At 43.8% G+C, this 4,273-nt stretch carries 2 protein-coding genes and 1 pseudogene; 1 reads left to right on the forward strand and 2 read right to left on the reverse strand.

Going from position 1 to position 4,273, the window contains the following annotated elements; all coding sequences use genetic code 11:
• Positions 1 to 1,067, reverse strand: a pseudogene (locus tag JGK39_RS33005) (Ig domain-containing protein group 2 domain-containing protein); the annotation flags it as partial.
• Positions 1,068 to 1,385: 318 nt separating this feature from the next.
• Here JGK39_RS33005 and JGK39_RS33010 point away from each other — a divergent pair.
• Positions 1,386 to 2,567, forward strand: a complete 1,182-nt coding sequence (locus JGK39_RS33010; protein WP_293298994.1) for a pentapeptide repeat-containing protein — start codon at positions 1,386 to 1,388, stop codon at positions 2,565 to 2,567.
• Positions 2,568 to 2,715: 148 nt separating this feature from the next.
• Here the strand turns inward: JGK39_RS33010 and JGK39_RS33015 are convergent.
• A partial coding sequence (locus tag JGK39_RS33015) for a DNA/RNA non-specific endonuclease (RefSeq protein ID WP_293298997.1) occupies positions 2,716 to 4,273 on the reverse strand: 1,558 nt, incomplete at its 5' end.

Consider the following 4,273-nt stretch of genomic DNA (forward strand, 5'->3'; position numbering starts at 1 on the left):
GCTATTGCCAAACCTTTAGGATTTCCGCCGATACCGATGGGAGCGCGGTTCGTGCCGTCCGGGACGCTAAAGGCAAAGTTATTTATCCAATTTCCCCCTGTAATTTCGTAGTCGGCCGCAATACTGACAAGAGGGTTGATATCGTCAATAGGTACGCGGGCGAGGTCGGCAGTTGTGGCATTTCGCTGATTGCTTGCCTGGAAACCCCAAGTATCCACTCCCCTGTCGCGGGCGTCAAGCTTGTAATTGCCCGGATTCTCTATAGCCTTAATCATTTCCTCAACATCGAAAACGTAAGAACTTCCTCCCAAATTTATGGTGGGATAGGAAGCAATTAAATATTTGCCGTCGCTCGAAAGCGCTAGGTTGTTAGTTAAGCTGTCGGGAATCGGTCGAGTCGCAGCCACCAATTGAGGATTGGGCCCCAGGGGGTCTTTGATAATCCCAATATTTCCACCCTGACGCGCATCGGTAGGGTTGTTGTTGCCCCTGGAGTTGCGGCCAGCAACAAACGCATACCGCCCGTCTTTCATTACCGTTACAGCCACCCCCTCGTTGACATCAAAGTAATCGAAATCGCTACCCAACGACAAGTTCGCATAGCGTGCCTCCGCCGCAAAACTTAGAGGGTTGCTGTTGGTAATTTCCAACACGCCAAAACCGCTGCCGTCTGTACCGGGGTTGCCACTGGTAAAAGTTATTTTCGACGGGTCAGAAGTTGTAGTTATCCCCATTGCTCCGTTTGGGGTTAATATCTTGCCAATCTGCTGATGCCATTTGCGGGGATTAGATGTCAAATTGGTGGGTTTGTCAAGAGGGTTGATGTTGATAACGTGGATGTTGCTATCGGAGGCAGTTATAAAGAGTTTGCGGGAATCGCTGTTAATTGTTAACTGCTGCAAACCCGACGGAGAATCGATCGCAATTGTCTGGACAACGGTATGATAGGTTGCCGAATTCGGGTTGATGTCGAGGACGTAGATGTTGGGGCGATTTTGGTCGGCAATGTAAGCATAATTGTCTTTGGGGTCGATCGCAATAGCTTGTGGTCTGGCTCCATTCGGCAAGCTAATCGCATCTACAGTCGCCGTTTCTGGAGTAGTATCTATCTCTCTGATGTATTGGGATTACCTACAGGAATGTTAATAGCAACCGCCAATTTATCGCTGTTCTGGGTTTCAACAGTTGATAAAGCATCTTTGAGGTTAATCTCAGCTAGTGCTTGATTGAATTCTGCATCTTTTAATTATTACCTGCTCGCTTCAATAGCAAACTTTTATTTCTGCCCCGCATTTGTGACTAATTGCTGATTATATTGCAGTAGCAAAAACCAGGATTATCGTACTATAATAATTCAGAAGTTAAACTAATTGAATAGATAAATTATGAATGCTGAAGAATTGCTCCGACGGTATGCTGCTGGTGAGAGGAATTTTGATGAGGTTGACTTGAGTAGTGTCGATTTGAACAGAACAATGCTCATTGATATCAATCTCACCAATACCAATTTAATAAATGCTAACCTCAGCGATGCTAACTTGAGTGGTGCTAACTTGAGCGATGCTAACTTGAGTGGTGCTAACTTGAATGGAACTCAGTTGATTAATGCCAACTTGAGTGGTGCGAATCTGAGGGAGGCTAATCTTAGTGGAGCCAACCTAGAGAGGGCGAACTTGAGCGCTGCCAGCCTCATTTACGTCAACCTCAGCAACGCTAATCTGGAACACGCTGATTTAAATGATACTGATTTACTAGAAGTTGACTTCAGCGGTGCCAATCTCAGTCATGCTAATTTGTGGGGAGCTGATTTGAGTAATGTATATTTTCTTGAAACTAATTGTACAGGAGCTAATTTCAGCAACGCATTCTTGGTGGATGCGGTTATCGAAGGTGCTAACTTTCAGGGCGCACAAATTGATAGCGCTATTTTCGAGATGCAAAAGATTCGATTTCGAGAACTCCGAAGTCGATATGCGGCTGGGGAAAGAAATTTTAGCGGTTTTATGGTGGAGAGGGATGATATTGCTCCCGGCGAGCATTGGGATCTCGGACAATTTAAAGGCTTGGATTTAAGTGGCATTATTTTGCGTAACAGTAGCATCCAAGATATTGGTCTCTACATGGAGGGAGTGATTTTGCGCGGGGCTGACTTGACTAGGGTCGATTTGGGTGAGAGTCATTTTGAAGGAGCAGATTTGAGTAATGCTATTTTGCGGGAAACCCGTATCTTCCAATCGGTTTTTGAGTTTGCCAATTTGAGTGGAGCTGACTTGACGAGAGCTGGGTTAGTCGAGAGTAGTTTTTTCTATACCAATTTCAGTAGAGCCAATTTGAATAAGGCAAGAATCAGCAATCTCCACTTTGTTCGCGATAATTTGACGGAGGCAACCTTTAAGGGAGCCAGGTTTTTTAACGGTGTTTATTTTGAAAAAGCCAATTTGACCCGAGCCGACTTCCGTGGAGCCGACTTCGGGGTGAAAGATAATAATCTTTTTTGGGCTAAGTTTCGAGATTGCCGTTTTGAGGAAACACTGATGCCCGATGGCAGCGTGCGTAGTAATAGCTAAAGTAAATATAGCAATCCTAAATCATTTGTGAATTTCTTACTCTCTCCCCTTCGCAAGGGGAGGGTTGGGGTGGGGTAAAAAATTTACGACTCATTTAGGATTACTATAGACTTCTCTGATGAGAAGTTTATTTCAGCTAGAATGTGAGCTATTGTGGAAGAAGTCTCTGAACCGATCTGAGATTGTCTTTAACAGCAGGATCGTGGATATTAGAAAGAAAATCGTACTGACTGTCTAGGGGTAAATCTTTGTTAAGCCTTGCTTCCAATGCTTTGATACTCATTGTAAACGCTCCATCATTCCACGCTCGATTTTCAAATGTTGGGCCGATCAGACCATCTAAATATTGAGTAGGTTTTGTGTAGTCGAGCGTTTGTTTAATGCTGTAGGAATTGTTAGGTATCCACCAAGCAAAGTGGATATCTGGAACCTCAGATTTGTTTTCAGGTGAAAAGCCTAAAACCACCTTCCAAAGTGCATCCGGCACTTTAATCTTTGCTTGATTATTGCTGTCTGTTCCCGCCGTAAAATTGGTAAATTGGTTGGGACTAGAATCTCCTATTTTAATTGGAGTAGGCCCTTTCACCTCCGTAGGTAAAGGCCCATCGGTTACTGTTCCGCCACCCTCACCTGAACCTCCTGCAAAGATGAAGAATTTAAAATCGCGGTTCTTTGCAAGATCCCGAAGTCCTTTTTCCTGAGTTGCCCAAATTCCTGAGTTTTGCTTGCTATCTTGAGGAATAATATTTGTTGTCAAAAACGTGGCTATGTTATCCTTCTTACTCCTTTGGCGATCCGCAGAAGGAGTTAAATGCCCCCGATCTGCCCAAAAGAAAGCTTTCTTGTTCCACAAAAATCGACCATATTCATCCTTAGTGTAGCTAATCTGAGATTTAAAATCGTAATCATTATCCTGCACCCTATAGAAATTTGGTGCAGGCAATTCTGGATCTTCAGCAAACTTTTCTGCTGCTCTCCCTGCACTGCCATTTGCCCAACCTTTGTCAAGTACCCAGCCCACCCAGTTAGGAGTATTTGTTTGACCATTGTAGGAAAGAGTATATTGAGGCTTCTCTATCAAGTAGTTAGTTTGATAGGTGTTATTCGGATCGGTGTTATCTAGATAACTTCTAGCACGATTGGGATTACCAAACTTGAGCGAATCACTTTGGAAGAAAACATTATCTAGGTAGACAGGAATAGATGCTTTGCCTTTGAATTCAACAGTTGCCACTTGACCGCGCAGTCTTTCTGGTACATCAATGTAGAAAGATTCAAAGCCAGTTCTGCCGTAATCTACTTTATATTTATCTTCTAGGTAAGTAGAAGGAACACCGACAGCATCTGTGCCATTTTGGGCTTTTTGGAGAGTTATTGTTTGAGAAAACTCTGGAATTGAGGGATCTAATGGTCGAATAGTAACATCAAGCGTACCTTTAGGGTTGGCATTAGACCTATTAGGAACCCCAGGTGCGTGTAGATCGAGTCGAAGGGAACCCCAATCAGGAACGGCAAAGAAATTGTGCGTAATGCTTTCACCTGATTTGAGCTCCAAAGCATAATTGGGTTGACCCGAATTAGCCCCTACTACAGGGCTAGATAAAGTAGTAATGCTGTTCCGATTCACCAAGGATCTTTGCAACACAGACTTATTATCGCCATTGTACAAAGACCAACCAGGAATGGGTTGCGAATCTAGTTGAGCC

The sequence above is a fragment of the Microcoleus sp. PH2017_12_PCY_D_A genome (assembly GCF_020738565.1).
Taxonomy (GTDB): Bacteria; Cyanobacteriota; Cyanobacteriia; order Cyanobacteriales; family Microcoleaceae; genus Microcoleus.